The sequence below is a fragment of the Hymenobacter sp. IS2118 genome, from assembly GCF_000715495.1.
Lineage (GTDB): Bacteria > Bacteroidota > Bacteroidia > Cytophagales > Hymenobacteraceae > Hymenobacter.
In genome coordinates this window covers 1-24,129 of record NZ_JNLX01000169.1, presented here as the reverse complement: position 1 = coordinate 24,129, position 24,129 = coordinate 1, and the positions used below count along the sequence as shown (strand labels likewise).

17 protein-coding genes are annotated in these 24,129 nt (G+C 63.3%); 7 read left to right on the top strand and 10 right to left on the bottom strand.

The window, feature by feature from the left end:
• The first annotated feature begins 1,054 nt into the window (after window positions 1–1,054).
• Window positions 1,055–2,884 carry a MobV family relaxase gene (mobV, locus tag GM79_RS17755; protein WP_035566627.1) on the top strand — a complete coding sequence of 610 codons (1,830 nt, stop codon included), beginning with the start codon at window positions 1,055–1,057 and terminating at the stop codon, window positions 2,882–2,884.
• Window positions 2,885–3,086: 202 nt separating this feature from the next.
• Here the strand turns inward: mobV and GM79_RS17750 are convergent, their stop codons facing one another.
• From GM79_RS17750 to GM79_RS17710, 10 genes are all read right to left on the bottom strand, one after another.
• Window positions 3,087–3,614 (bottom strand): GrpB family protein, encoded by a 528-nt coding sequence (locus GM79_RS17750; protein WP_035566625.1) that lies wholly within the window; start codon window positions 3,612–3,614, stop codon window positions 3,087–3,089.
• 158 nt (window positions 3,615–3,772) lie between these two features.
• Window positions 3,773–4,141 carry a glyoxalase gene (locus tag GM79_RS17745; RefSeq protein ID WP_051719031.1) on the bottom strand — a complete coding sequence of 123 codons (369 nt, stop codon included), beginning with the start codon at window positions 4,139–4,141 and terminating at the stop codon, window positions 3,773–3,775.
• Between the two features lie 197 nt (window positions 4,142–4,338).
• The gene (locus GM79_RS25830; RefSeq protein WP_152560066.1) at window positions 4,339–4,620 is read right to left on the bottom strand and encodes a hypothetical protein; all 282 of its coding nucleotides are present in this window, start codon (window positions 4,618–4,620) and stop codon (window positions 4,339–4,341) included.
• Window positions 4,621–4,629: 9 nt separating this feature from the next.
• Entirely contained in the window at window positions 4,630–5,355 is a 726-nt protein-coding gene (locus tag GM79_RS17740; protein ID WP_035566620.1) for a DUF305 domain-containing protein, read from the bottom strand.
• A complete protein-coding gene (locus tag GM79_RS17735; RefSeq protein ID WP_035566618.1) occupies window positions 5,355–5,984 on the bottom strand; it encodes a class I SAM-dependent methyltransferase in 630 nt (209 codons plus the stop codon). Before GM79_RS17735 ends, GM79_RS17740 begins: the two co-directional genes overlap by 1 nt.
• A 50-nt stretch (window positions 5,985–6,034) precedes the next feature.
• Entirely contained in the window at window positions 6,035–8,176 is a 2,142-nt protein-coding gene (locus GM79_RS17730; RefSeq protein ID WP_035566616.1) for a heavy metal translocating P-type ATPase, read from the bottom strand.
• A gap of 45 nt (window positions 8,177–8,221) precedes the next feature.
• A complete protein-coding gene (locus GM79_RS17725; RefSeq protein ID WP_051719030.1) occupies window positions 8,222–9,493 on the bottom strand; it encodes an MFS transporter in 1,272 nt (423 codons plus the stop codon).
• A gap of 46 nt (window positions 9,494–9,539) precedes the next feature.
• Complete coding sequence (locus GM79_RS17720) at window positions 9,540–10,730, bottom strand: efflux RND transporter periplasmic adaptor subunit (RefSeq protein ID WP_081867855.1); 1,191 nt, start codon at window positions 10,728–10,730, stop codon at window positions 9,540–9,542.
• Window positions 10,731–10,754: 24 nt separating this feature from the next.
• Window positions 10,755–15,191, bottom strand: coding sequence for a CusA/CzcA family heavy metal efflux RND transporter (locus GM79_RS17715; RefSeq protein ID WP_035566614.1), 4,437 nt, complete (start codon window positions 15,189–15,191; stop codon window positions 10,755–10,757).
• 147 nt (window positions 15,192–15,338) lie between these two features.
• On the bottom strand, window positions 15,339–15,725 hold the full coding sequence (locus GM79_RS17710; RefSeq protein ID WP_152560065.1) for a hypothetical protein: 387 nt from the start codon (window positions 15,723–15,725) through the stop codon (window positions 15,339–15,341).
• Between the two features lie 371 nt (window positions 15,726–16,096).
• On the opposite strand from GM79_RS17710, the gene GM79_RS17705 reads away from it, so the two are divergent.
• The 6 genes from GM79_RS17705 to GM79_RS17680 all read left to right on the top strand — a co-directional run bounded on the left by GM79_RS17705 (window position 16,097) and on the right by GM79_RS17680 (window position 24,096).
• The gene (locus GM79_RS17705) at window positions 16,097–16,687 is read left to right on the top strand and encodes a recombinase family protein (protein WP_035560197.1); all 591 of its coding nucleotides are present in this window, start codon (window positions 16,097–16,099) and stop codon (window positions 16,685–16,687) included.
• 91 nt (window positions 16,688–16,778) lie between these two features.
• On the top strand, window positions 16,779–17,393 hold the full coding sequence (locus GM79_RS17700) for an RNA polymerase sigma factor (protein WP_035560196.1): 615 nt from the start codon (window positions 16,779–16,781) through the stop codon (window positions 17,391–17,393).
• The gene (locus GM79_RS17695; protein ID WP_035560194.1) at window positions 17,390–17,830 is read left to right on the top strand and encodes a hypothetical protein; all 441 of its coding nucleotides are present in this window, start codon (window positions 17,390–17,392) and stop codon (window positions 17,828–17,830) included. The genes GM79_RS17700 and GM79_RS17695 overlap by 4 nt, the downstream gene beginning before the upstream one ends.
• 59 nt (window positions 17,831–17,889) lie before the next feature.
• Complete coding sequence (locus GM79_RS17690) at window positions 17,890–18,324, top strand: hypothetical protein (RefSeq protein WP_035560193.1); 435 nt, start codon at window positions 17,890–17,892, stop codon at window positions 18,322–18,324.
• A 340-nt stretch (window positions 18,325–18,664) separates the two neighbouring features.
• Complete coding sequence (locus GM79_RS17685; RefSeq protein ID WP_035560191.1) at window positions 18,665–21,019, top strand: outer membrane beta-barrel protein; 2,355 nt, start codon at window positions 18,665–18,667, stop codon at window positions 21,017–21,019.
• A 56-nt stretch (window positions 21,020–21,075) separates the two neighbouring features.
• The gene (locus GM79_RS17680) at window positions 21,076–24,096 is read left to right on the top strand and encodes a Tn3 family transposase (protein ID WP_035560189.1); all 3,021 of its coding nucleotides are present in this window, start codon (window positions 21,076–21,078) and stop codon (window positions 24,094–24,096) included.
• Window positions 24,097–24,129 lie beyond the last annotated feature (33 nt).

The window sequence follows — 24,129 nt, the reverse complement described above, 5'->3', positions numbered from 1 at the left end:
AGGTGGCCGAAACGGTGGGTGGATTGAAGAGTCAGGATGACGGTCGAGGAGGATACAGGGGAAAGTGCCGGTTGCCGAAAAAGAGGAGTCGGCTGAAAATTGGTGGACGGGTTAGTAAGGGGCCAGCGTCAAAAATCCAAAGAGGCGCAACAGCGAGACGGTTGAAAATTGGGCCGGTGGTAGTAAGCCAGTCTGGCTACAAAAGTGGCGGGAGGGCCGATGAGCAGCTGGACGAAAAACGACGGTGCCGGAGAAAAAAGACTCTGGCCAGGAAGGGGGCAACGGGGAGAATGGCCAGCGTCAAAAAAAACGGAATTACTCCAAAATCAAAGAGGGGCAACGGGCTGAAAATCGAATAAAGGGCAGCGTCAGGAAGTTGAAAAAAGGGCGCTGGGCAAAGCATGACAAAGGCTGCTCAATAGCGGAAGCAGCCTGGGTAGGCAGTTGGAAAACGGAGCCCTGGGAAGGCAGCAGTCACTGGTCAGTTTAGCGCAATGGACTCCAAAGTTGAGTGGCTTGGTAGTCAAGGCAGGTGGCGTGATTACAATAGTCTCAGGTGCTGGGTTGGCGGCAGTCCGGGTACCAGTAGAGCTGGCCGGGCGAAGGTGCAATGGCAACCAAGGCAGTGGGGAAGATTAAACCGGAGTGATGCAAAGCTAAAGTGGGGCACGGCTTGGGATTGGGGATTAGACGGGTGATTCGGGTAGCTGGTCTGGCTGGTTAAGCTGGCAGGGCGTGCGCTATTTGACCAGTGGCTATTGGAAGGTAATGGGATGGCGGCAGTTCCTAGTCGAGCGTTCTGGCGGGGTGCAAATGACTTTAGCATCGGGGTTGATGAAGCCAGTTAAACAGCGCCCATTGCGAGAGGATTTTGCAATTCAGCAAAGGGGACGTAGATTAGCGTCAACAAAGACCAGCATGATTAATCCCAGATAAATAAAGGGCCTTTGGAATCATTAGGTGTAACACACTACACTTAGGTACCCAAATTTTTTTCGTTAGAATAGTTTTTATTGGTGCTGTCTTCTTTAGTTCACTTGTAGTCCCTGGCTGTATGAAAGAGTACACGATTATCCGCGTCGAGAAAATCAAGACTCGCTCTGGCCTGGTGCAGCGCGTGCAGCACAATGAGCGCACCAAGGATACGCCTAATGCGGACGAAGCACGGCTGGGGCTCAATCACGAGTACGTGAACCTCACGGGTCAGCCCATACTCGACCTGCTTGATGCCCGCACAAAGGAGGCCGGCGTCGGTACGCCCCGGGCCAACGCCACGCTCTGCGTGGAGGTGTTGTTGACGGGTGGACCCGAGGCTGAGGTATGGCAGCGAGCGCCCAAGACGGCGCCGCACCCGGGGCGGGCGGCCGACATGCGGGACAGCCAATGGGCCAATGATGTGGTAGCATTTGCCCGAAAGGAGTGGGGAAAAAACCTGATTAGCCTGGTGCTGCACCAGGACGAGAAGACCCCGCATTTTCAGGCGTTCGTGGTGCCGCTGGTGGGAGCTGGCGGCGGCCGCAGCGGGGAAACCAACCCCAAAGAATTAAGCGAGCAGCTGCCCGCTGACGAGCCGGCCCGGCGCTCGGCGCGGGACCTGTTCACCCCGCGTCGATTGGCCCAACTGCAAACCGATTTCTCGGAGGCGATGGAACCCCATGGGTTCAAACGGGGCATTGCCGGGAGCCGGGCGCACCACAAAACAATGGGCGAAATGTACGGGCTGTTGGAGAAGACGGCGGCTGACATTGCGCCCTCGCTCGCCCCCGTTAGCAACGAGCGGTTCACCGTGAAGTCGCCACTCATGAACATCGTGACCAAGGACTGGCGCATGGATTTGGAGAATCAAATCAACGCCGAGTTAGACCGAATGCGGGACGAAGCCAATGCCAAGCTAGCGCTAGCCGGCCAGGTAGCCGTGGCCGCCGCGGGGGGCAATGAGGCGTCGGGGCGTTCGCGCGAATGGGTGGAAAAGGAGAAAAAGCACAAGGTCGGCTTGTCCACGGAAGTCCTCATCCTGGAGCTTAAGTTGAGCAACGAGCAAAGCACAGTTCGCGATTTGACTCGGGAACTCACGCAGGTAAAAGCGGCCGAAGCGGATTTGGTCAAGCGCCACGCGGGGCAGATAGATGAGCTGGCGTTGCACGCTTTTCAAGGAACGCTGCCGACCAAAGTAGTTGTGCGCGGCAAGGAGCTTTGGGAAGCCGCGCGGGAGCGTGCACTGGTAGCACAAGCGCAATCCCTCGCCGTTCCTTTAGAAAATGAAGCCCAGTATCACGAGAACATGCGCACCAGGGGATATCCACAGAAACGTGCGGCCGACGGCACGCAGTACCTGGTGGAGAGCCGGACTGATGCGCGCTTCGATGCCACCCTGCGGCCGGGCGGCCCCGACGCGCGCCCGCTCGTTGAACAGATTGCCCAGGCCGTTGAGGCAACTAGGCTAGCCGCGGCGGCTGCCCACAAGGCTAGACGGGACCGCCAACTGGCCGACGACCGCGCGTGGGAACTCAAGCACCACCGTGAGGCTGAGTACCGGGCTTTGCAGACCTTTGGCTACCGAATCAGACCGGACGAGTACCTCACGGCCCGGGTCCGAGTGCCGACCGATGCGGTACACGGCATCGTGCGGCAGTTGGGCGCGAATACGGCCACCGCGGACGAGAAGCCCGGTAAGGATGGACTGACGGGTATCAACCTTTGCTACAGCCCGCGGCTCAACGGCCAATGCACTCTCATCAGTGATTTCTTAAAAAGGGTTGAGAGCAAAGGCGGGGAAGTGTACGAGTTTCCGAACGCGGAGGCCGCCCGCCAGAAAGCGGCCGGGTCCGACCGCTCCAGCGGCTTTAGTACCGGCCTGGAGCAGTCGCAGGAGAAAAGCATGTGACTAGCCACTTGAATTGGTAAAATGCTATTTGCTCAGGTGGGTGCAGATTCCGCTGATTGGCAGGTGTTGTTAAACAAAGAAGGGCAATAAGTAGGCTTCTGTCAGGTAGCGAATTTTAGCAAACCTCCGCCGTCGCCGCTGTGCTAGTGCAGGCTGGATGTCAGGCACAGCGTCTCTCCCAAAAGCGTGCGGAAACAGCGTGTTACTGGTCTTGCTGAAGGCGGTACCAACGCATCGCCTCCGCCAGGGTAGCGAGGATGAAGGGCGCTTTCCAATCCTGGTAGGCTTGGCGCGTCAGCGGGAGACTGGTCAGCGCCATTTTTTTCACGGCGGAGTACCGGGCGGCGGCGGCCGGGTGAGCTCGTAGAAAATCCCGAAACGCGAGGTGTCGCTCAATGGGGTCGGCCCCTGTGCCATAGACGTGGACATGATGGCTCCGTACGCCGTGGGCGTCTTTCTTTTGAAAATAGTGTCGTCCCGCCAGGCCGTATTCGCCCTTCGCCGTGTAGCCAAGCGCCTGTATCCGGGGCACCGCCGCGTCCACCGCCGCCAGGGAGGTGACCACGCATAGAACGTCAATCACTGGTTTGGCCAACATTCCCGGAACAGCCGTGCTGCCCACGTGGTGGATGGCCTCCATATTATCGCCCAAGGCGTGGCGGATGGCTACGGCCTCCTGGGTGAAATCATGGTCCCAGCGGGGATTATGGGGCACTAGCTCAACGACCATACCGCAGCAAGGTAAACTACTTCTTTGGTCGATTTCAGGAGGCGCGGGGCTTCCCCACCCGCTGCGAGAAAACCGACACGTCCTTTTTAGCAATGGCGCAGGTACCAGGCGCCCCCGATTGGATGCACCATCTTGGCTACACAGCAATAGGAAACCTGTTATCCTTTGCTAAACTCGCCGATGTGCCACAGGATGCCGGAGGGGTCGTGGACGAAACCCTCCTTGCCCCATGCTTCCTGGCGAATGGGCATGATTCGGACGCCCTCGTGCTTACTGGGCAAGTCCAGTGCCGCTAGTTCCGCCCAATACTGCTCCACATCCGCCACTTCCAGAAACAGCATGGTGTTATCCACCCAGTCTGGCACGTAGGCGTCCTGCAAGTAGAAGCCGACGCCCTGAAGCGCAAAATAGGACATGGCTGGCGACAGAACCACTTCGGTGAAGCCGAAGGCGCGGTAGAAGCTGCGCGAAATAGCGAAGTCCCGGGCTCCGACAAAGGGACGGATGGAAAGGGGGGATGAGGGCACGTTGTCAGAAATTCAAAAAGACTCTACCTGAATGTAGTTTGCCCGGCAATGCAAGACGGATATTTATTATAGTCAGGTATTTAGAGAGGGGTAGGCAATAGCCTTCTTGCTATTTATTGTCTACATAGCCCATGCAGATGGACTGTCAACGACCTGCCGGCGATACCACTTTATAGTAGATGACCAGTGTGGTCTTGCTACTCGCCCTTTTTATGCTTGTGTGGCTTTAAGCCGGGGTGTTTCGGTTGGTTTTCCTCGGTAACCCGTCTTCTTTTGTCAGGGGTGCCGTCTTCTTTTTTCGGTTTGGGGCCGGGTTTGATAGACATGATAACAAGTGGTTTTAAAGGGTTGAAACTGTCTGCAATACCTTCGAGTAACAGCGCTGTTGCTTTGGGAGCAATGAAGATAGAACCTTTGGGCGCATTACATCCGCCACTCTCATTAAATAGACAGGGCGTTCTTAAGGAGGACACCGACAAGTAAAGCAATTAGTTGGACGGAGCGGCGGGGTGGGCTTTCAGCCAGCGCTGGTACTGCTTGATTTCGGCCTGCTCGTCGCGGACAATGCGGCGGGCGGCGTCCCTCAGCTCGGTGTTTTTGCCGAAGGCCAGCTCCGTCTGGGCCAGTGCCACGCCGCTTTGGTGATGCACTTGCATGAGGGTGGCGAAGTCGGCATCAAGGGGGCCCGGCGTAGGCGGCAGCTGGCGCAGCGGGGCCAGCGCCGCGGCGATGCGCCGGACAAACGGGTCCTTGGCGTTGCCGGGGCGGTACTCCTGGCCGCCCGGCGGCTCGCGGGTCAGGGCCAGCGTGAGGATGTGGTTGTCGCGCTCGTGGCTTTTGAGGACGTGTTGGGCCAGAGTGCGCAGGGTGGAATCTTTGCCTTGCGCCACTTCCAAGGCCGCCAGACGCTGGGCCCCGGCGTGGTGGACACTCATCAGGCGCGCAAAATCTTCGTCCCAGCAGCCGATGCGGTGCACGGTATCGAGCTGCTGTGCCAGCAGCTGCAGGGTGTCGCGCAGGCTGGGCGGGGGCGCGACGGGGGCGAGTTTGGGCTTGGTGGTGCCGTGGGCTTCCTGTTCGTGGTCGTCGGTATCGTGCCGGGCGTTGCAGCTGCTGAGGGTGAGTCCCAAAGCCAGCACCGCTGCGAATAGCCAGGTGACGCGCCGGGTAAGCGGCCGGGGCAGGGTTTCGGTAACAGAAGCGGTTGGTACCATTAGCTGGCGAGGCGATGAAAGGAGCAAAACAGGAAGTTTTGCAGGGTATTGAAGGGCGTAAGGTGGTCCTCAGTGAGGCAGCGAATCTTGGCGAAGCCGCGCCGGAGCTGCTCGGCCAAGGTGGGCTCGTCGTATTGCTTCACGGGCAGGCCGCTGCAAGAGGTGGGGCCGTTGGTGGAAAAGGTGCCCACCGTGAGGTAGCCTGTGGCGGGTACCGCCCGCTCGGCCACGGCCAGGTAAGCGGCAATTTCGGCGGCGGTGGTGAAGAAATGAAAGGTGGCCCGGTCGTGCCAGACATCGTAAGCGCCCGCTGCCGGATGAAACTGTAGTACGTCGCCTACCACCCACTGCACGTATTTCGCCTGCTCGCCCAACCTGGCTTTGGCCCGCTCCAAGGCGGCGGCCGACAGGTCGAGCACAGTGACGTGGCGGTAGCCTTCGGCGACGAGGTAATCCACGAAATGACTATCGCCGCCCCCGATGTCGATGATGCGAGCATCCTGGTTTAGGCCGAAGGAGTGCAGAAAATCGAGCGAGGTAGTGGGCACGGGCTGGGTCCAGCTCACCTGGTCGGGGGCTTTGGTGGAATAGATGGTTTGCCAGTGCTGCTGGCGGTCGGGGGTGTTCATTGCGAGGGGGCCGTTAAATGGATTTGCAGAAAGCAAAGTAGCGAAAGCTGCTAGGGCTTGCTGGTGAAGTCCATGCGCTGGATACGCACGGCGTTGAGGATAGCCAGCAGGGCCACGCCCACGTCAGCAAACACCGCTTCCCACATGGTGGCCAAGCCGCCGGCCCCGAGGGCCAGCACGATGCCCTTGACGATGAACGCCAGCCAGATATTTTGCCAGACCACCGAGTGGGTGGAGCGGGCAATGCGCCGGGCGGTGGCAATCTTGCTGGGGTGGTCGGTCTGAATCACTACATCGGCCGTTTCAATGGTGGCATCCGAGCCGAGGCCGCCCATGGCAATGCCCACGTCGGCCAGGGCCACCACGGGCGCATCATTTACCCCATCGCCCACGAAGGCCAGCTTGTGGCCCGCGTCCTTGTACTGCTGCACGTAGCGGGCCTTGTCTTCGGGCAGCAGCCCGCCGTGGGCCTCGTCGATGCCCAGCTCCCGGGCCACGCGCTGGGTGATGCTGTCCTTGTCGCCGGAGAGCATCACGATTTTGGTGATGCCGTCGGCGCGCAGCTCTTGCACGGTGCGGGCGGCGTCCTCTTTCGGGGCATCGGCCACGGTGAGGTAGCCGGCGTACTTCCCATCGACGGCGGCCACCACGATGCTATCCACCACCTGGTCTACTTCGGCCGGGTAGGCCACGCTGAACTTGGTCAGCAGCTTGGTGTTGCCGGCCAGCACGTCGCGGCCATCCACGCGGCCCCGCATGCCGTGACCGGAGATTTCCTCCACGTTTTCGACCGAAACGCCGGTGGCGGCAGCGCCCACATGCAGCACCACAGCCTTGGCGATGGGGTGCGTGGATTTGGTTTCCAGCGCCCCGACCAGCCGCAGCAGCTGCGCAGCCTCCAAGCCCGCGGCGGGCTGCACCTGCTGCACAGCAAACACCCCCTGGGTGAGCGTGCCGGTTTTGTCCATCACCACCGTGTCCAGCTCGCGCATGGAGTCCAGGAAGTTGGAGCCCTTGAAGAGGATGCCGGCCTTGGAGGCCGCGCCGATGCCGCCGAAGTAGCCCAGCGGAATGCTGATAACCAGCGCGCAGGGGCAGGAAATAACCAGAAACACCAGCGCCCGGTAGAGCCAGGTTCGGAACACGTAGTCATCGACCACAAAAAAGGGCACCAGCACCAGCAGCACAGCCAGCGCCACCACAATGGGCGTGTACACCTTGGCAAACTTGGTGATGAACTGCTGGGTTTTGGCCTTGCGGCCCACCGCGTCCTGCACCATGGCCAGGATGCGGGCCAGCTTGGTATCCTGGTAGCCGGCCGTCACAGCCACCTGAATCAGGCTTTCCAGGTTCACCATGCCGGCCAGCACGACCTCGCCGGGCTGCTTGGTCTGGGGCACCGACTCGCCGGTGAGGGCGGCGGTGTTGAAGGAAGCCGGCCCTTTGACCAACGTGCCATCCAGGGCCACTTTCTCGCCGGGCTTCACCTCAATCGTATCGCCTACCACCACCTGCTTGGGGTCGAGCACCAGCGGCTGCCCGTTTCGGATGACGGTGACTTCGGTGGCCTGAATCTCCAGCAACGCTTTAATACTGCGCTTGGCCCGGTTTACGGCCGCGTCCTGAAACAGCTCGCCCACGGTGTAAAACAGCATCACGGCCACGCCCTCGGGGTATTCGCCGATGGCAAAGGCCCCGAGCGTGGCGATGCTCATCAGCAGAAACTCGTTGAACACGTTGCCCGAGGGAATGCTGAGCACCGCCGCTTTCATCACCTTCCAGCCTACCAGCAGAAAGGCAATGCCGTACCACCCCAGGCGCACGTAGCCGGTGAAGAAGCCCACTTTGTAGTAATCCAGGGCAATACCCCCCAGCAGCAGCACCAGGCTGATGCCGGGCACCAGATAGGGATTGGCGCCGGCCGGCTCGTGGTCGTGGCCGGCGTGCTCGTCTTCAGCGGCACCGCCTTTGTCCACCACGCGCTTGCCGGTGGGGTGGTTATGGCCGGCGTGCTGGTCGGGGGTGGGGTCGGCGGCCGGGGCGTGGTCGTGGCCGGGAACGTCGTGGCCCTGGGGCGCGGCGGCGGCGTCGGGGGTGAGCTGGGCGCGGGTGAGGGCACCCACGTTTTCGGGCTGCACCTGCTTGGCGGTGTTCAGCTCCTCGTGGAGGTTATCGGATGACGGGTCGGGCATAGGAAGTTGATTTCAGGAGGAGACGGGACGGGGGAAGCCGGTGGCTCAGGTAGTGGCGGGTATTTCGGGGGCAGCGGCAGCGGCCGGCACGGCGGGCGAGCGGCGGCGCAGCAGCCAGGTGCCGGCCAGCAGTGCCAGGGCCACTAAGCCGCCATACAGGAAGGAGCCCGTGGCAAAGCGCGTCCCCAGGAAGCCGGCCAGCGGATAGGCAAAGGCCCACCACAGGTGGCTCCAGGCGAAGTGCGCCCCGTACACGCGGCCCTGAAATTCCTCGGGCGTCTGCTCGGCGATGATGGTTTGGGTGGTCAGGTTTACCCAGTTCTGGCCGGCGCCGGCCACCAGCCACAGGGCCAGCAGCGGGTAGAGCCCGGCCCGGTTGGCGGGCAGCACGGCCAGGCTGGTGAGCAGCGCGCCGATGAGCACGAAGGTGGGCCGGGCCAGGCGCTTGTCGAGCACGCCGGTGAGCAGGGCGGCCACCGTGGCCCCCACCCCGAAAGCCGACATCGCCCAGCCGTAGTGCGTGGTGTCGAGCCCTAGCTGACCTTTCACGTAGCCCACGGTGTTCACCAGAATCAGGGCTCCGCTCACGGCCGCCACCAGTTCCAGCAGCAGGGCGTAGCGCATCAGCCCATCGGTCCAGAGGCGGCGGGTGCCTTCGAGCAGGGTTTTCAGGGTTACGCGGGGCACTTCCGCGCCGGGTTTGGCCTGGGCGGCTTCGGCCTCGGGGCTTTGCAGGCGGCCGGGCAGCGTGAGCACCAGCGCCGCCGAAATCAGGAAGGTGGCTGCGTCGAGAAAGAAGATATTGCGGGCCCCCATGAACGCGGCCACCGCCCCCGCCAGCCCCGGCCCCAGCACGCCCAGCAGCTCGTAGGTCGCCCCCGAGAGGCTGATGGCCTGCGGGAATTCCTCGTCGGTGGTCACGGCCGGAATCACGGCCTGAAAGGTGGGGGTAAAAAACGCCGTGAAGGCATTGACCACGAACATGAGCGTGTACACCTGCCACACTTCCGTCACGAAAGGCAGCAGGGCAATCACGCCCATGCGTACCACGTCGGCCACCACGAGGATGGTTTTGCGGTTGAGCCGGTCGGCCAGCACCCCGGCCAGGGGCGAGAGCAGCACGAAGGCCGTCACGCGCAGGGTCAGGGCGAAGGCCAGAATCTGGGCTGAGTCGTTGCCGCCCAGCTCGAAGGCCAGCAGGGCCAGGCCCACCCAGGTCAGGGCGTCGCCCAGCAGCGAAGTGGTTTGAGCCGCATAGAGCCGGGCGAAGACGGGATTGCACAGGCTTTGGAACGGGGCAAAAAGGGAGGAGGCCATGCCAGGGAATTTAGATGCAAGGTTTGGGAAGCGGTAAAAGCACGGGCTACTCCTCCTCGGCCGCGTTTTTGAGCTTGGCCAGCAGCGAGTAGGCGCCTTCGGTCACGAAGGTGGTCGTGGCCGGCAGGTCAGCGGGCAGCGTCACTTCGGTGTAGCCGTCTTCGCTGCGGGTGGTGGGCAGCGCCACCATGCGGTAGCGGCCCGCCGCCTCGGTCACGAAACCGTAGCTCTGGCCCTCGAAGCGCACCAGTGCCGCGTTGGGCAAAGCCGTCACCTCGGCGCGGCCGGTTTCGATGGTGGCCCGCACGTAGAGGCCGGGCAGCAGGGCGCGGTCGTTCTCCTTGTCCAGGTGGCCGTGCACGCGCACCGTGCGGTCGGCCCCAATGGCCTGGGCGATGAGGTACACGCGGGCCGTGCGCTCCGGCCCGCCGCTGGCCGAGTCGCTGGGCAGCGTGAAGCGGATAAGCTGGCCTTTTTGCAGCTTGCTCACGTCTTTTTCAAACACGGTCAGCTCGACGTGTAGGTGCTCGGGGTCCACGATTTCAAATAGCGCGTCGGTGGCCGTCACGGCCTGGCCCACGGTCACGTTCACCGTTTTCACGAAGCCGGCGCGGGGGGCACGCAGCGTAGCCGTACTCACGATGCGCCCGCCCATCGGCAGACCCGCCAAGCGTAGTCGGGCGGCCTGGGCAGAGGTTTGCACGCGCAGGGCGTTGTAGTCGGCCTGGGCGCGCTGGTAGTTTTTCTGGGGCGCCACTTCCTGCTCGTACAGCTCTTTCTGACGGGCCAGCTCGGTGCGGGCGTATTCGAGGCGGGCGCGGGTTTCTAGGTAGTCCTGCTGCAGCTGCACGAATTCGGGGTTGCGGATGACGGCCAGCACTTGACCCTTGCTGACCCGCGTACCTTGCAGCAGCTGGGTGCTTTCCACGAAGCCGCCGAGCGGCGCGGTAATGGCCACGGAGCTTTCCGGCGGCACGTCCAGGGTGCCCGTCACGGCCAGGCCCGTCCCCATCGGGCGAGAGCTGACGCGGCCGGTTTGCAGGCCGCCGGCCTGCTGCTCAGCGGGCGAGAGGGTGACGACTTCGGGGTCGGCTTCGGCGGTTTTGGCTGCGTCGGGTGGGTTTTCACCCATCGTGGACGCCGTTTCGCCGTCCGAGCCGGCGGCCTCTTTCGTATCGGCGTTGCAGCCGGCCACCGCCACGCTCAACAGCAAGAGAAAATAAAATGGAGTACGCATCAGTTAAGTCAGAAGAGGAAAAAGCTACTGTGCGGCGGTGCCGAGCAGGTAGTTGAGTTCGATGAGGGTTTGATTGTGGGCCAGCAGGGCATCGAGGTGGGCGGTGCGCAGCTTCAGCACCCGGTCCAGGTTGAGCAGGTATTCGGAGTAGCCCATTTCGCCGGCCTTGAAGGCGCGCGTACTCAGGCGCACGATGACGGCGGCCTGGGGCAGGCCGGTTTGCTCGTAGAACTGTACCCGCTCGGCCAGCTCCTGGCGGCGGGCCTGCAGCTCATCCACGCGGGCCGTTAGTTCGGCCTGGTAGCGCCGGGCCTGGGTTTGGGCTATCTTTTCCTGGAGGCGGGCGGCCTCCACCCGGGCTTTCTGCGGACCCCGCACCAACGGTAATGCCACGCCCGCTGTCACGCCCTGGAACCGGTCGCCGCCGCCGTAGTAGCGCTCCGGCCCGCCCACGCCGCCCACGGTCTGCGGTCCAATCAGGCTCTGGTTGAAGTAGCCGAGCGTGAAGCTGGGCAGGCCTTGGGCCTGCTCGGCGCGGGTGGTGGCCTGCCGTTCCAGCACCTGCTGTTGCAAGACTCGCGCCTGGGCGTTTTGGGCCAGCAAGGCCGTATCAGCCTTGGCCGCCGGGGCAGCAGCGGAGGTTATGGGACGCAGCACGCTGTCGGCAATAACTACCCCGGTGGGTTGCTGCAACAGCGCCTGGAGTTGACGCTGGGCCACGGCGTAGTCGGTGCGGGCCTGCCGGAGCAGGGCTTGGGTTTCGCCCTGCTGTACCAACGCGGTGGCGGGCTCCAAGCGGGCCACTTCGCCGGTTTTGAAGCGCAGGTTGGCCGCCCGCAGAAACTCGGTATAGATGCTGTCCTGACCGCGCAGCACCCGTAGGCGGTGGCGGGCGTGCACCGCCTGCTCGTAGCTCAGGCGCACCTGCCGGCGCAGCTCGGCTTGCACCTGGGTTAGCTGCAATTCGCGGTTCACTACCTGGGCGTCGGCTAACCGGGCCTGACTGCGGTACACGCCCGGCAAACTCAGCGGCTGGGTGAGGCTGAATTGGTTGTCGTTGCGGTAGGAGTTGAACTGGCCGTAGGTTCCCTGAATGGTGGTGCGGCCGAGCACGTCCACGGCCCCGCGGCGCGCGGCCCGCTGGGCTTCGAGCGCCCCTTGGGCGGCTTGTACGGTGCCGTTGGTTTGCAGGGCCTGGGTCACCGCCTGGGCGGCGGAGAGCGGCGCTTGCTGGGCGATGCTGGCCAGGGGCAGCAAGCTGAGCAGCAGGGCCAGGCTTCCCAAGGTTGTGCGCAGGACGCGGGGGCTGGCTTCGGTCGGCATCTCCTCCGGGGCCTCCGGGTTCGGGGCGTTGCGTTCCGCCAGGGCATACAGCACGGGCAGCACCAGCAGGGTAAGCAGCGTGGCCGTGAGCAGCCCGCCAATCACCACCGTGGCCAGCGGCCGCTGCACTTCCGAGCCGGCCGACGTGCTCAGCGCCATCGGCAGAAAGCCCAGTGAGGCCACCGTGGCCGTCATCAGCACCGGCCGCAGGCGCACTTCGGCCCCGCGCCGGATGCGTTCCACCAGGTCGGTCACGCCTTCCGTTTTAAGCTGGTTGAAGTAGCCGATGAGCACGATGCCATTGAGCACGGCCACCCCGAACAGCGCAATGAAGCCCACCCCGGCCGAAATGCTGAACGGCATCCCGCGGAGCCACAGGGCCAGCACCCCGCCGATGGCCGAGAGCGGAATGGCCGTGAAAATCAGCACCGACTGCTTGAGTGAGCGGAAGGTGAAAAACAGCAGCACGAAGATGAGCAGCAGCGCCACCGGCACCGCTATCAGGAGCCGGTCGGTGGCCTGGCGCAGGTTCTCGAACTGCCCGCCGTAGGTGGCGTAGTAGCCCGGCGCGAATTTGAGCTGCCGGTCCACCCGGGTTTGCAGGTCCGTGACCACGCTTTCCACGTCGCGGCCTCGCACGTTGAAGGCCATCGTGATGCGGCGCTTGGCATCGTCGCGCTGAATCTGGTTGGGGCCGTCGACCAGGGCCACGGTAGCCACTTGCTCTAGGGGAATCTGCGGGCCGTCGGGCGTGGCGATGAAGAGCCGGCGGACGCTGTTGATGTCCTGGCGCAGGTCGGGGCGCAGGCGCAGCACCACGTCGTAGCGGCGCTCCTGCTCGAACACCTGGCCGGCGGTCTGGCCGGCGAAGGCCGTTTGCACCGTGCGGTTCACGTCCTCCACGTTCAGGCCGAACTGGGCGAGGCGGTTGCGGTCGAGCGTCACCACAATCTGGGGCAGGCCGGTTACTTCCTCGGCGTAGATGTCGGTGGCGCCGGGCACCCGGCGGGCCAGGGCCGCCGCCTGCCGGGCGTAGCGGCTGAGCTGGGCCAGGTCTTCGCCGTAGATTTTCATCACCACGTCCTGTTTCACGCCGCTGCTCAGCTCGTTGAAGCGCATCTGAATGGGCTGCTGGAAGCTGAACGTGACGCCCGGAATCACGCTCACGGCCTTCGTCATCTTGTCGGCCAGCTCCTCCTGGGTTGTGGCCGAAGTCCACTTGCTCTTATCTTTTTCGAGCACCACCATCAGGTCGGCCGCTTCCACCGGCATGGGGTCGGTCGGGATTTCCGCCGAGCCCACCTTGCCTACGACCTCCTTGACTTCGGGAAACTGCTGGAGCAGAATGCGCTGGGCCTGCTGGGTGCGGTTCACGGTGTAGCCCAGCGAGCTGCCTACGAGCGTGCGCATCTCGGCCGCGAAGTCGCCTTCCGAAAGAGTCGGAATAAATTCGCCGCCCAGGGTGCGAAATAGCAGCACCGCGCCCACGAGCAGGGCCACTGCCGTGCCCAGCACCAGCGCTTTGCTTCGCAGGGCCCACAGCAGCAGCGGCTCGTAGAGGCGGGTGAAAAACGCCATCATCCGGTCGGAGAAATTCTCCTGGTGCTGGGTGTTGCGGCTCAGCGCCAGCGCCGACATCATCGGCACGTAGGTCAGGCTCAGGATGAAGGCGCCGAGAATGGCGAAGGCCACGGTTTGGGCCATCGGCCGGAACATCTTGCCCTCGGTGCCCACCAGGGCCAGCAGGGGCAGGTACACAATCAGGATGATGATTTCGCCGAACGCGGCCGACGAGCGGATTTTGCTGGCCGCCTGGTAGGTTTCCTCGTTCATCTGGTGCTGATTCAGGCGGGCGGTGGCCGCCAGCTGCCCGCCGTGCAGCCGGTGCACAATGGCTTCCACGATAATCACGGCCCCGTCCACGACCAGTCCGAAGTCGATGGCGCCCAGGCTGAGCAGGTTGCCCGATACCCCGAACACGCGCATCAGGCTGATGGCAAAGAGCATGGCCAGCGGAATCACCGAGGCCACCACCAGCCCGGCGCGCCAATTGCCCAGGAACAGCACCAGCACCAAAATCACAATCAGCGCGCCCTCGGCCAGGTTCTTGGTTACGGTACCGATGGCGCGGCCCACCAGCTCGGAGCGGTCCAGGTACACGTCCAGAATGACGCCTTTAGGCAGGGATTTTCGGACCGTTGCCATGCGCGTCTTCACGGCCTGAATCACCTCGTTGGCGTTGGCTCCTTTGAGCATGAGCACTACCCCGCCGGCCACTTCGCCTTGCCCGTTGCGCGTCATGGCCCCGTAGCGGATGGCCGCGCCCAGGCGCACGTCGGCCACGTCGCGCACCAGCACGGGCAGGCCGGTATCGGTGCGGCGCACCACGATATTGCCCAGGTCGGCGGGCGTGGCGGCCAGGCCCTCAGTGCGGATGAAGTAGGCTTGCGGGTTCACGTCGAGGTAGGCCCCGCCGGTGTTCTGGTTGTTGCGCGAAACGGCCTGGTACACTTGGTCCACGGTCACGTTCAGGGAGCGGAGCCGCTGGGGGTCGAGGGCCACTTCGTACTGCTTAAGCAAGCCCCCAAAGCTGCTCACGTCGGCCACCCCGGGTGTACCCAGCAGCTGCCGGCGCACTATCCAATCCTGCATCGTGCGCAGCTCGCGGGCCTCGTGCACCTTTTCATAGCCGGGCGCGGGGCGCAATACGTACTGGTAAATCTCGCCCAGGCCGGTGGTCACGGGGGCCAGCGTGGGCCGGCCGGTGCCGGGCGGAATCTGGCTTTCGGCCTCGCGCAGTCGCTCGGCAATCTGCTGGCGGGCCCAGTAGATATCCACGTTGTCGTGGAACACGATGGTGACCACCGAGAGCCCGAAGCGCGAGAACGAGCGCACCTCTTCCAGCTCGGGAATGGTGGCCACGCTCTGCTCGACGGGAAACGACACCAGCCGCTCGATGTCGCTGGCCGCCAGCGACGGGGCTACGGTGTACACTACCACCTGGTTGGTGGTGATGTCGGGCACGGCGTCGATGGGTAAGTGTTTGAGCGAATAGCTGCCCCAGGCCACCAGGGCCAGGGTCAGCAGCCCGATGATGAGCTTATTATGAATCGAAAAATGAATCAGCCGGTCGAACATGGAGCCGCTTAAAATGAAAACCCAAACCAGAAAAGAAGGGGGTTCCGACGCGTAGCCCAGCCGTAGGCGGACCAGGACGTAAACGCAGCCAACCGGACTCCGCACATAGCGAAGCCGGGCAGCAAATGCCGGAACAGAAGGAAAGGGCTAGGCCCGCGGCGGCTGCCAGCAGGTGCTCGTGATGCCAACCGGGGCATCGGCCGCACAGGATACGACCTGCGCTTCGCCCAGGGGGAAGGCAAGGGGCGCGGCCGGTACTACGACCGGCATGGTTGCCCAGGCGACCACAGCATGGGCGCAGTCGTGGGCGTGGTGAAACGGCAGCGACTGGTGTTCCTGGTCGCCATCGTCGTGGCGGTGGCTCTGGCCGGCGTAATGGTCGAGCAGAAAATCCAGCAGGGAGCTGTCGTGGTGGGCCTGCGCGTGGTGGTTGCGCAAGGCCAGCGACTCGGCCAGCTCGTGCACGTCCGCGTTCGGCGGCAAGCACGAAAGCAAGCCGAAGTAGAGCGCGAACAAGGAGCAGAGAAGCCGCATTGGGGTCAAAGGTAACCAACGCCGTGGACACGAAGACGTCGGCCACGGGAAATGCCTAAACGGCTGGAACCCGGCCGGGGTTCAGTTGCGGTGATATTAGCGCCGAAAGCTGAGGCCGAAAAAGTCCGGGTAACAGACAAGGAGAATTTTTACCCTATGTGGGGTAAGTGGGGTAGCACAAGAGTAGGAACAGAAAGTATCGGTAGGGGAAAACTGCGTGGTCGGCTGTCTCAAAATACGGCCGTTTTAGCGGCCCACCCGCCTGGCCTGCTTTGCGCCCCGAAAAGCGACCAAAGATTGTCTCATTTCCTGTTCTCACCAATCAACGACTCGCTATCTTCGCCTCCGTTGACTTCCTGAGAAAAACTACCATGATTTTCGGCTATGCCCGTGTGAGCACCTCCGACCAGCAGCTGCACCTGCAGACCGATGCCTTGCAGGCTTACGGCTGTGCCGAGGTGGCCCAGGAAAAAGTGTCATCCGTGAAAGAGCGTCCGGCACTCCAACACCTGTTGGCCCGGCTGCGGCCCGGCGACACGCTCGTGGTCTGGAAGCTGGACCGGCTGGGCCGTTCGCTGAAGGACCTAGTCACGTTGGTGACGGGGTTTCAAGACAACGGCATCCACTTCGTCAGCCTACAGGACCACCTGGATACGACCACGGCGCAGGGCCGGCTTATGTTCAATCTGTTCGCCTCACTGGCCGAGTTTGAGCGCGACATTATCCGCGAGCGCACCAAGGCCGGACTGACGGCTGCCCGGGCGCGGGGACGACAGGGCGGTCGGCCCAAAGGCCTCTCGAAGGAAGCCCTCTCCAAGGCGCAGGCGGCGAAGACGCTTTACTTGCAACAGGACAAAACGGTGGCGGAAATCGGACAACTGCTGGGCGTGGGACGAGCGACGATTTACCGGTACCTCGCGCACTTGGATGTACCCACTGGCGGCACCCGTACGCCGGCTTGAGTCGCCTGCACAAACGCTTTTTCGCAAACGGAGTGACTGCCGAAAAAAGTCTTTATGCAACATCATTCCGACTGACCGGTCTCATGCCTAGATGAGCAAACTGCCCGCCTTCCCCGTGACCGACCAGCAGCTTGTGGCGCAGGTGCTGGGAGGAAATACCGCGGCTTTTGGGCAAATCGTGCAGCGCACGGAGGGGCTGGTCACGCAGATGGTATTCAAAATGATTCGCCACCCCGCGGACCGTCCGGATGTCGCGCAGGAAGTGTACCTGAAGGTTTTTAAGCATTTGGCCGGGTTCAAGTTTCAAGCAAAGCTTTCCACGTGGGTCGGTCAGATTGCCTACAACACGTGCCTGCATTACCTGGAAAAGAAGCAACTGGTGCTAGTGGACTTGTCGGAGCACAAGCCGGACAACTCGTCGGACGAAGGCCGTAGTCCCCCCTTCGGTTTAGTGGCCGGGCCAGACTACGACCCGGAAGCGGCCCTTTTTGACCAAGACCTGGCCGGTATTTTAAGCACGGCCATCGAGCAATTGCCCCCGCTCTACCGCACCCTGATTGCCTTGTATCACCAGCAGGAACTGAGCTACGAGGAAATTGCCCAGATAACCTCTCTGCCGGACGGGACCGTGAAAAACTACCTCTTTCGGGCGCGGAAACAGCTAAAACAACAGCTATTGGCCACTTATAAACGAGACGAATTATGACCAGCCCCCATCTCACCGAGCGCGCCCTTCAGGAAGCGGCGGAATCCACCTCCTTGCTGCCGGACTCCCAGGCAGCACACCTGCGCGGCTGCCGCTTGTGTCAGGGCCGGGTGGCTACGTACCAGCATCTGTTCACGGCCGCCGCCCACCTGCCGCCCCCGGTCTTCGCTTTCGACCTCACGGCGAGCGTCCTGGCACAGTTGCCCCGGCCCCAGCCCGCCTTTCCCTGGGTGCTCAGCGGAGTGGCCGCCCTCGTGCTGGCGGTGGTGGTGGCGTTCCTGGCCGTATTTGGCGGCCAGCTGGTACCGATTTTACAAAGCTTGGGCACCGGGCTAGGGGCTGGGCTGCTGGCCGTGACGGGCTTGGTCGTGGCCGGGCAATGCCTGGAATTGCTGACCCGGCACCGCCAGCAAATGCGCCTGCTGACTTTTTCTTGATTTTTTGCAACCTGACTGGCGCTGACCGGTCTCATGCGGTATTACCCCCAACCCGACTTATGAAAAGGTTTCTGTTGCTGCTGTTTTGCTGCCTGACCGCCGGGGAAGCATCGGCCCAATCGGCCCTGCTACCGACCCTTGATGCCAACGCGGTGGAGATTGCGCGACGGGTCATTTTTCCAGCCATCGCCCTTTTCCTGCTCGGCTACTTCGTTTTGGCAGCCATTAAACTGGTACTTAATTACTTACTAAAAAACAAAATAGTTGATACGGCCATCATTTCGGAAAGCGTGGTCGAGCGCCTATTGCCCGGCCCGCAGGACGAGCTAAACAAAGTGGTGAAGTGGGTCGCGTTGCTCCTGAGCACTGGCGCGGGGCTCACGGCGTGTAATTGGTACCTACCCCTGGGCCTGCACTCCGTCATCATCCTAGTGTTCAGCACCGCCTTGGGCTTCCTGGCTTACTATCTATTCCTGCGCCGACAAGCGAAGTAACCCCTCGTAACCCCCTATTCTCGTTAGTTTCGAACGCGAGGGCAGCGAGTACGCGAGGGAAATTACTGCCTCATCTCCTTTTCTTTTTCTGTCATCTTACTTCCAAACCCCGATGAATCAGCCGGTATTCTCAGCTCAATTTACTAGGTATTGCCTGGTAGCTTGTATTGCAATAAACCTTGTCAGTCAATTTCTTATGCCGAATGTTAAAAGAGCTGTCATGCAGCTGTTGCGTCAACTTCTTGATGGCACATCGGCTGTGCGCCGAGGCGGGGGGTGGTGTTGGGGGCTCGTGTTCTTCGTAGCGGGCCTACTGCCTAGTCCGCTCCGTGCGCAGACGTTGGGCGAAGTCTCCGGTACGCTGCTGGACCAGGCAACCCGGCAACCGCTCCCTTTTGCCAATGTGCTGCTTCTGCGGGTGTCCGACTCGGCCCTGGTAGCCAACACCCAAACCGCGGAAAACGGCACCTTTGCGCTGACCAACCTCGCGTTGGGCCGTTACCTGGTGCGGGCCGAGGCGCTGGGCTACCGTTCTATCCGCCGTCCGGCTACGATGGACGCCACTACCCCGGTGGTCCGTTTGGGGGAGTGGGGGATGGTGGCCGCCGCCGTGCAGCTGGGCGGCGTGGTCGTGCAGGGCGAAAAAGCGGCGCTGGTCAACGAGCTGGGTAAAATCGTGCTCAACGTGGACAAAGACCTCAACAGCGCGGGCGGCACGGCGGCGGATGTGCTACAGAAAGTACCCTCGGTGGCGGTGGACGAAAACGGGCAAGTGAGCCTGCGGGGCAACCCGGGCGTCACGCTCTACCTCGACGGCAAGCCAGCTCCCCCCAACCTGCGCCTCGACCAGCTGCCGGCCAGCCGCCTCGAAACCATCGAAGTCATTACCAATCCCGGCGCGCAGTATTCGGCCCAAGGCACGGGGGGCATCATCAATCTGGTGCAGAAAAAACCAACCCAGGATGGCTGGAACGGCGATGCGCTGGTTACGATGGGCACCCGCGACAAATACACGGCGTCCCTCAACCTGAACCGCAAGGTCGGCAACATCAACTTTTTTGGGGGAGTTGACGGGTCGGACAATCTCTTTCGGGGCAGCTCGTCCTTGCAGCAGGTCGCTACGGTAGACGGCAGCACCACCCGCACCGACCAGACGGGCCGAAGCACCCGCGACCAAACCGCAATTGGCGGGCGTCTGGGTGTTGGCTACGCTCCCAGCGACCAGCAGCGCCTGTCCCTCACGGCCCAGTACTACAAACAGGACAACCAGACCGCGCAGGACTTTACCACCCGGCTCACCGACGGCCTTGCCCCCACCATCGACCTGCAAAATCAGAATTCGCAGGTAGAAAACCTCTACAACGCCCGCGTCTCGGGCGATTACCGGCGCACGTGGGCCGCTTACCCCGGCCGGGTGCTGACGGCCAGCGCCACGTACCTTCTGGATGGGGGCACCGTCACGACCCAGCAGCGCGTATTGGATGGCCCCGCCCGCTATTCGCGCAACGCCCGCCAGCAACTACTGGATGTCACCATTCAGATGCCTTCGGCGCAAGTGGACTACGTGCATCCCCTGGACGACAAGCGCGGCTGGGCAGCGGGGGTGAAAACAGACCTCATGGTGACGCCCGGCTCGGCCGATTATTCGGTGCAACCGACGACCGGCGCCGAATTCATTCGGCAGGAAGCCGGCTCGTTCCGGTACAAGTACCGGCAGCTCATTCCGCAGGCTTACGGTTCCTACCAGCACAAGTCGGGTGCGTGGGAATACCAGGGCGGGCTGCGGGCCGAATACACGGGCCTGCAGGCCCAGGTGCTGCCCACGGGCTCGGCCCGCCAACGGATTCTCAACGTCTTCCCCTCAGCCACGGTGGCGCGCACGCTGCCCCACGACCAGCGCCTACAGTTCAGCTACGCGCGCCGGCTAAACCGGCCCAATTTCCTGCAAATCATTGCGCTGCCCATTTATTTGGATGCCCGCAATTACGTGGTGGGCAACCCCGACCTACGCCCCGAGTACGTGCACGTCGCGGAGTTGGGGCACCAGGTAGCCTGGCAGACCACGACGCTGAGCACGACCCTGTTCGGGCGCTTTGCCAGCCAGTCCATCCAAAGCCTGCGCACCATTGATACGCTGGCGACCCGCCTCAGCGGCCAGCCCGATTTCATCACCCGCACCAGCTACGCCAATTTTGGCAACACCGCCAGCTACGGGCTGGAGGTTTCGCTGACGCAAACCATAGCCCCCTGGTGGAAGCTCACGGCGAACGGCTCTTACTACCGCAACCAAGTAGCCAGCTTCAGCGGCGAGGGGACCCGGGCCAACTTCACCGGCACGGCCTATGTCCTGAACACCTTCAACCCCACCAAAACGCTGGCCGTGCAGCTCAGCGGCAACTACCGCGCGCCGCTGGTGGTGCCGCAAGGCCGCTTGCTGGAGGTGTACGGGGTTGACGTGGCCCTCCGCCAGCGCCTCTTTCGCGACCGGGCCGCGCTGACCCTGCGCGTGAGTGACGTATTCAACACGCGCCGCCAGTACACGCAACTCGCGGCCGATGGGCTTGCCGCCGACCTGCGAACCAAATACGAAACGCGCGTGGGCTACCTGGGATTCACCTGGTTTCTGGGGAACAATAAGCCCGCCAGCACCATCGAAAACCAACCCAAAGGTGATACAGGCGGCTTCGGCGGTTAGCGTGGGAACGATGACCAGACGGCTTCCGCCCTTGCGCAACGCTGTCATCCGCTGCCATGCCCGTTGAATTCCTTAGCGACGAGCAGGCCGCCCGCTACGGGCGCTACCCCGCCGACCCCAGTCCGGAGCAACTGGCCCGTTTCTTTTACCTGAGCCCGCAGGACATCCAGTTTCTGGCCGGCTACCGCCGAACCTACACCCAACTCGGGTGCGCCGTGCAGCTGGGTACGTTGCGGTTTTTGGGCACGTTTCTGCCCGTTCCCACGCAGGTTCCGGCCGTTGTGGTACAAACCCTGGCCCGGCAACTGCACCTGACGGCCGATACCTGGAGCGACCAGTACACCCGGCCGAACACCTTGCACGACCACCAGGTACAGGTGGTGGCCTATCTGGGTTTTCGCCCCTTTGACGGCCGCCAGGCGTTCCGCCTGGCCCGCTGGCTTTACGCCCAGGTGCTCACCAGCACCGTGCGGCCCAGCGTGCTCTTCGATTTGGCGACCGCGCACCTGGTGGCCCAGCGCGTCGTACTGCCCGGCGTGACGGTGCTGGCTCGCCTGATTGCGCGGGTGCGCGAGCGCACCGGCCGCCACCTCTACCGCCAGCTCCGTAACCGGTTGAACCCGGTGCAGCAGCAGGCCTTGGAATCGCTGTTGGTCGTGCCGCCTGGCCAGCGGCTCACCCGACTGGAAGCGTTACGTACCGCGCCCACCCGCGTTTCCGGCCCTGCTCTGGTGGCCGCGTTGGGACGGCTGGACCACGTGCGCGCCCTGGGTGTCGGGGACATCTCGCTCCACGACTTGCCCGAAGCCCGCTTGGTGCGGCTGGCCCGCCACGCCCAAGTGGCCTGGGGGCAGACGTTGGCCCGCATGGGGGAGGAACGCCGCCTGGCCACGCTGTTCGCCTTTGTCCAGGCCCTCGAACGCACGGCCACCGACGATGTGCTGGACCTCTTCGACGGGCTGATGACGTCGCTGGCCCTGCGGGGCGAAACGAAGCGCCGCCGCGAACGGCTCCGTTCCCTCAAGGACCTAGACCAGGCCGCGCTAGTGTTGCACCAAGCGGTGCGTATTCTGCTGGACGAATCCGTTCCCGAAGCCCACATTCGGAACCAAGTGCTGGGGCGCATCGGCGAAGCCCCGTTGCGGGCAGCAGCTGACGCAGTGCAGGCGCTGGCCGGTTCCGCAGACGACCCACAGTTCCAGGCGCTCAGCGGCAGCTACGCGACGGTGCGCCGGTTCCTGCCGACCTTGCTGGCGGGCGTTACTTTCGAGGGCGCTCCGTCGGCCAAACCCTTGCTCGACGCGTGGCGCTTCCTACAGGCCCAGGAAGCCGGTGGGCGGGGCCGGCCGAAGTGGGCGGCGGCGCCCCGCTCCCTCGTGCCCAAAAGCTGGGCGCGGCGGGTGTTTCCCGGCAAAGACGAGGTGAACCCGGCGGCGTACACCCTTTGCGTGCTGGACCGGCTGCACCAGGCCCTGCGTCGCCGGGAGGTATTCGTTGCGACAAGTGAGCGCTACGGCGACCCGCGGGCGGAACTGCTGCAAGGTGAGGCCTGGGAGGCGGCGCGGGAGGCGGTGGCCCGCGCCTTGGACCGCTCCCTCGACCCGGCCGTGGAACTGGTTCGGCTCCAGGCACAGCTACGGGCCGCCTACAGGGGAGTGGGCGAAAGCCTGCCGCACAACACGGCGCTGCAGGTGGTGCAGCAGGACGGGCAGCCTTTTGTGCGGGTGAGCCCCTTGTCGGCGCAGGAGGAACCAGCCAGCCTGACGCACTTGCGCGAGCAGCTGGCGGGGCAGTTGCCCCGCGTGGAGCTGGCGGCGCTGCTGTTGGAAGTCGATGCCTTCACGGACTTAACCGGGGCCTTCACGCATGTGGCCGATGGACAAACCAAAGCGCTCGACCTGCCGCTGAGCATTTGCGCCGTTTTATTGGCGCAAGCCTGCAACATTGGCCTAAAGGCAGTGGCCCGGCCCGAAGTGCCCGCCCTGACGCTGCCGCGCTTGTCCTGGGTGCAACAAAACTACGTGCGGGCGGAAACGCTTGCCGCCGCCAACGCCCGTCTGGTGGACGGGCAAGCCCGGTTACCCCTGGCCCAGGCCTGGGGCGGGGGCGAAGTCGCCTCGGCCGATGGCATGCGTTTCGTGGTGCCCGTGCGCACGCTTCATGCCGGGTGGAACCGCAAATACTACGGCTCGCAGCGCGGCGTGACCTACTACAACTTTACCGGCGACCAGTTCACGGGCTTTCACGGCATCGTCATTCCCGGCACCTTGCGCGATTCCCTGTTCATCCTGGCCGGACTGCTGGAGCAGCAAACCAACCTGGACCCGCGCGAAATCATGGCCGATACGCACGGCTACAGCGAGGTCGTCTTTGGCTTGTTTGCGTTGCTGGGCTACCGGTTCAGCCCCCGGCTGGCCGACCTCTCGGACCAGCGCTTCTGGCGCCTGAACAAAGAGGACGACTACGGCCCGCTCAACGAGTTGGGCCGGCACGTCATCCATTCCCGCCTCATTCACGACCATTGGGACGACATGCTGCGGCTGGCGGGCTCGCTCAAGCTGGGCAAGGTCAAAGCCACCGCCGTGATGCGCACGTTGCAGCGGGCGGGTTCGCTCTCGGGCCTGGGCCGGGCGATGGCGGAATTCGGGCGGGTGGAGAAGACGCGCTACCTGCTGGCCTACGTGCAGGACGAGGCCTACCGCCGGCGCATCCTGGTGCAGCTCAACCGCGGCGAGGGCCGCCACGCGCTGGCCCGTGCCGTCTTCCACGGCAAGAAAGGCGAGTTACGCCAACGCTACCGCGAGGGCATGGAGGACCAGTTGGGCGCGCTGGGCCTGGTCGTGAACGCCTTGGTGCTGTGGAACACTCGCTATTTGCAGCAGGCGTTGGAACAGTGGCAAGAAACCGAAGGGAACCTGAACCCAGACGACGTAGCCCGCCTTTCGCCGTTACTGCACGAACACGTCAACATGCTGGGCCGCTACGACTTCACGCTGCCGGAAGCGGTTGCGGCCGGGCAGTTACGCCCGTTGCGCGCCCTCACGGACTGGGAAGCGTCGTTAAGCGAAATGGCCTAGCGATATTTTCTGTTCCTACTCTTGTGCTACCCC

Excerpts from the sequence above, each read along its gene's own strand:
- GM79_RS17720 (WP_081867855.1), bottom strand. The coding sequence starts at position 10,730 with ATGCGTACTCCATTTTATTTTCTCTTGCTGTTGAGCGTGGCGGTGGCC.
- GM79_RS17705 (WP_035560197.1), top strand. The coding sequence starts at position 16,097 with ATGATTTTCGGCTATGCCCGTGTGAGCACCTCCGACCAGCAGCTGCAC.
- mobV (WP_035566627.1), top strand. The coding sequence starts at position 1,055 with ATGAAAGAGTACACGATTATCCGCGTCGAGAAAATCAAGACTCGCTCT.
- GM79_RS17710 (WP_152560065.1), bottom strand. The coding sequence starts at position 15,725 with ATGCGGCTTCTCTGCTCCTTGTTCGCGCTCTACTTCGGCTTGCTTTCG.
- GM79_RS17735 (WP_035566618.1), bottom strand. The coding sequence starts at position 5,984 with ATGAACACCCCCGACCGCCAGCAGCACTGGCAAACCATCTATTCCACC.
- GM79_RS17700 (WP_035560196.1), top strand. The coding sequence starts at position 16,779 with ATGAGCAAACTGCCCGCCTTCCCCGTGACCGACCAGCAGCTTGTGGCG.
- GM79_RS17680 (WP_035560189.1), top strand. The coding sequence starts at position 21,076 with ATGCCCGTTGAATTCCTTAGCGACGAGCAGGCCGCCCGCTACGGGCGC.
- GM79_RS17690 (WP_035560193.1), top strand. The coding sequence starts at position 17,890 with ATGAAAAGGTTTCTGTTGCTGCTGTTTTGCTGCCTGACCGCCGGGGAA.
- GM79_RS17725 (WP_051719030.1), bottom strand. The coding sequence starts at position 9,493 with ATGGCCTCCTCCCTTTTTGCCCCGTTCCAAAGCCTGTGCAATCCCGTC.
- GM79_RS17715 (WP_035566614.1), bottom strand. The coding sequence starts at position 15,191 with ATGTTCGACCGGCTGATTCATTTTTCGATTCATAATAAGCTCATCATC.
- GM79_RS17695 (WP_035560194.1), top strand. The coding sequence starts at position 17,390 with ATGACCAGCCCCCATCTCACCGAGCGCGCCCTTCAGGAAGCGGCGGAA.
- GM79_RS17750 (WP_035566625.1), bottom strand. The coding sequence starts at position 3,614 with ATGGTCGTTGAGCTAGTGCCCCATAATCCCCGCTGGGACCATGATTTC.
- GM79_RS17740 (WP_035566620.1), bottom strand. The coding sequence starts at position 5,355 with ATGGTACCAACCGCTTCTGTTACCGAAACCCTGCCCCGGCCGCTTACC.
- GM79_RS17730 (WP_035566616.1), bottom strand. The coding sequence starts at position 8,176 with ATGCCCGACCCGTCATCCGATAACCTCCACGAGGAGCTGAACACCGCC.